General features: G+C 57.3%; 2 protein-coding genes. One reads left to right on the forward strand and one right to left on the reverse strand.

Annotation, left to right across the window (positions count from 1 at the left end; all coding sequences use genetic code 11):
• Positions 1–127: 127 nt before the first annotated feature.
• On the forward strand, positions 128–3,337 hold the full coding sequence (locus tag JUK32_RS11975) for an exodeoxyribonuclease V subunit beta (protein ID WP_204139091.1): 3,210 nt from the start codon (positions 128–130) through the stop codon (positions 3,335–3,337).
• A 2-nt stretch (positions 3,338–3,339) separates the two neighbouring features.
• Here JUK32_RS11975 and JUK32_RS11980 read toward each other — a convergent pair whose 3' ends face one another.
• Positions 3,340–3,660, reverse strand: coding sequence for a DUF3368 domain-containing protein (locus JUK32_RS11980; protein ID WP_204139092.1), 321 nt, complete (start codon positions 3,658–3,660; stop codon positions 3,340–3,342).
• Between the last annotated feature and the right edge of the window lie 84 nt (positions 3,661–3,744).

Genomic DNA, 3,744 nt, shown 5'->3' on the forward strand with positions numbered 1-3,744 from the left:
GGATTCTCCATCTCGATGACCCCATGTTTTCTGGCAGCATCCTACTACAACATGACTTGTGTGTACTTAGTAGCCCACGACGGGAGAAGGGGAGCCAGAAAATTGTTAATTGATCAGAGACACTCCCATGGGACTGACTAAAGACCAACAGCGTGCCGCCCAAGCGCCCGGTAGCGTTGCCGTCACCGCTGGGGCGGGCACGGGCAAAACCCACATGCTTTCAGAGCGGTATCTGTACTTTTTGCAGCAGGGCGTTTCGCCGTTGCAAATGGTCGCGATGACCTTTACGGAGAAAGCGGCGACCGAGTTGCGATCGCGGATTCGCCAAACAATTGCTCAGCAGATGAGCGACCGGCCTGACTTGCTAGCTGAACTCGAAGCGGCTCAAATCAGCACCTTCCATGCCCTCGCCGCCCGCATTTGCCGTGAGCATCCCGACAAGGCGAACGTGCCCCCTGACTTTGCCGTTCAGGATGAAATCGACAGTCCCATTTGGCTGGCCGAAACCTTTGCGGCGGCGTTGGAGCAACTGCCCAGTCATTTGTATGAGGCGATTCCGTTTTCGGTGATGCGGGATGTGTTGCAGGCGTTGCTGGCCGATCCACTGACGGCAAAGGAGGCGCTGAAATGCGATCGCGCCGCTTGGCTCCCCACGCTCGCAATCATGCGTCAGCAAGCCCTCGATAATCTGCTGGCAAGTGAAGACTGGCAAACGGGGCAAGCGGTTCTGAATACCCACGCGGCTCCCGGTGACAAGCTGGATGCCCATCGGCTGGATGCGTTAGAGGCGATCGCCGCGATCGAACAAGGTCATGATTTAGCACCTGCCTTAGAAACGCTCAAAAGCCTGAAAGTCAACGTCGGTAGTCAGAAAAACTGGGGCGGCAAAGAGGCTTTGACAGCAGTGAAAGACGCGATCAAGGCACTGCGCACGTTAGCTGAAGATGCGCTCAAAGCGGGACTCATTACGCTGGCCCCCAACGAGTTCGACGACGAAACCGAAGCAATGCTTCCCCACCTTCGCGAGGCGTTTGATTGGGCGTGGAACTATTTGCAACAGGCGAAATATAAGCAGCGCTTCCTCGACTTTAATGACCTGGAAGTTCACGCCCTGCAAGCTCTAGACGACCCAGCGGTGCAAAACTACTATGCCCAGCGCTGGCAGGTCTTTTTAATCGACGAATTTCAGGACACCAACCCCATTCAAGGGCAACTGCTGGAAAAGCTGACGGCAAAGGCGACCCTGACCATCGTGGGCGATGTGAAGCAGTCGATTTATGGCTTTCGGCGGGCGGATGTCGAGGTGTTTAAAACTTGGCAAAACCGCATCCACAATAATGGGAAACCCGTCGAGTTAAGTCTCAGCTTTCGTACCCATCACTCACTCATCCAGCAAATCAATCAGGTTTTCAAACCCGTCTTAGAAGATTTGCATCAAGACCTCGAAGCTCACCGCCATGAGCCACTAGAGCCGACGCCCGCCATTCAGCTCTATACGGTGACGGTAGACGAGGAACACAAGGACGACAAGGCCATCGACACCAATACTGAATCTTGTCGGCGGGTGGAAGCGCAGCAGATTGCCGATCTTGTTCAGGAGATGCTAAACGCGCCGATTCTGGTGCAGGATAAGCCAAGTGGCGAACTGCGTCCGATTCGTCCCGGCGACATTGCCATTTTGTCGCGCACCTGGGGACCGCTGGAGCTGTATGGCAATGCGATCGCGGCCCGCAACATTCCCATCTTGCAAGCGGGGGGCGGCAACCTGCTAGAAACCCGTGAAGCCAAAGACGCCTGGGCCATGCTGCGCTGGTTGGCTGATCCCACTGATAGCCTTGCCCTGGCGGCAGTGCTGCGGAGTCCCTTCTTTGCGGTCAGCGATCGCACCCTCTACACCTTTGCCCAATCGCTACCGGAGAAAACCAGTTGGTGGAAGCACCTGCAAATTGCTGAAGATCCGCTACTGGTACGTGCCTATGCCGTTTTCCAGGAACTGCTAGTGGCGCGTCGCACGGAAGCGCCCACGCGGTTGCTGCAACTGAGCGATCGCCTCACGGGCTACACCGCTGTGATCGCCAACCTCCCCGGTGCGGCTCGGCGCATGGCGGACTGGACAGGCTTTGGGGAATTGGTGCGATCGCTGGAGGGGGGCAGCTTTGATGTGCTGGCGGTCGTCCGGCGGCTGAAGCGGATTCAAGCGGGGGAGGTGAAGATTCCGCGTCCGGCGCTGGCGGGGGGCGATGCGGTGAGCCTCATGACCATCCATGCCTCAAAGGGGTTGGAATGGCCCGTGGTGATTGTGCCGGATCTGTCCCGTGCGCTTTCTAGCGATAGTTCAGTTGTCCGCTTTGACCCCGCGCTGGGGGTAGCTCTCAAGCTGGAAGATGAGGCGGGCGATCTCCAAAAATCCGCCCTCTACACATTGTTAGAGCAGCGCAAAAAGGCGGACGATCGCGAAGAAGCCAAACGGGTGCTGTACGTAGCGCTGACGCGGGTCCGCGATCGCCTCATCCTCACTTCGGTGTCTCCCAGCGGCGGCAGTCTCGACCTGCTGCAACCGGGGCTCGAAGGCTTGATTGAGCCGGCAGCCGTCGCGTTCGATCCAGCGTTGGCAAAACCCGTGCCGCCAGCCTCGCCGCCGTTGCCAACACGACCCACCCAAATTCTCACCCATGCTGCGGGAGCGGGATTCTCGGAACTGCCAGTGACGGCGTTGAGCGAGTATGCGCTGTGTCCCAAGCGGTTTGAGTTTCACCATGTACAGGGGCATCCGGGATATCGGGAAGGGGACGGTTCGGGTGGGGCAGCGATGGCGATCGGTCAACTGGCCCACCAAGCCCTGGAACTCAAGATTCGCACCTTTGACGAACTGAAAAAATACGCCAATGACCTGACCGATGAACAGGTGCAAGATGCGCTGGACTGTGCCGAAAGCTTCCATCGCGCGCCTGCCTTTACCGCCTATCGCGAAGGGGTGTTGCAATGGGAATTACCCGTATCTCTCCCACTGGGCGGCATCACGTTTAACGGCGTGGTGGATCTGGTGGGTGACGATTTTGTGCTGGACTTCAAGAGCGATCGCACCATCCACCCTGAGCATCACCAGTTTCAACTCTGGGCCTATAGCCAAGCCACGACGAAACCCAACGCCCACATCGCTTACCTGCGCCACGATCGCCTCCACACGTTCACCCCGGCTCAGTTGAGCAAGCTGGACACCTCCGCCTCCGCCCTGGTCAACGGGCTGCTGGTGCAAGGCGACTTCACCCCCACCCCGTCTGAAGCGAATTGCGGGATTTGTCCCTACATAGAAGTTTGCGATCATCGTTGGCATTGACTTTACTTTCTAGAATCAGCTTCAAGCTCGCCACTGACCCGCAAGATTTGGGTCCGCAAGGCAGGCGAGAGCCAGAAATTAGCGTCTTGCTGTAAGCGATCACACACGTTTCTCAAGGATGGAAGTGAGCCGTCTTGCCAACCCCGTAGCAAGATCCCCACAATGCCTGTAATGCTTAAGCTCATGGCTCTAGCCGCTTGTCGAGCTTCCTTTTCGTCCAACAATACTTTATCCGCAGAGAGTTCCACGGCAAGGGCGATCGCTTCGGATTCGCCTTGATGCAGTTCCCGTCGGAGGAGATTCACGAGGGCTTGATTTCCCATAGCTTTGACCCTGATTGACTGACAAAAGATTAGTCCGGAGGCGGATACCTGCAGGTTTGAACCTTGAACTCCAGGCGACAGAGG

The organism is Halomicronema sp. CCY15110 (assembly GCF_016888165.1).
GTDB lineage: Bacteria > Cyanobacteriota > Cyanobacteriia > Phormidesmidales > Phormidesmidaceae > Halomicronema.

Coding starts and splice junctions, on each gene's coding strand:
- JUK32_RS11975 (WP_204139091.1), top strand. CDS start 128: ATGGGACTGACTAAAGACCAACAGCGTGCCGCCCAAGCGCCCGGTAGC.
- JUK32_RS11980 (WP_204139092.1), bottom strand. CDS start 3,660: ATGGGAAATCAAGCCCTCGTGAATCTCCTCCGACGGGAACTGCATCAA.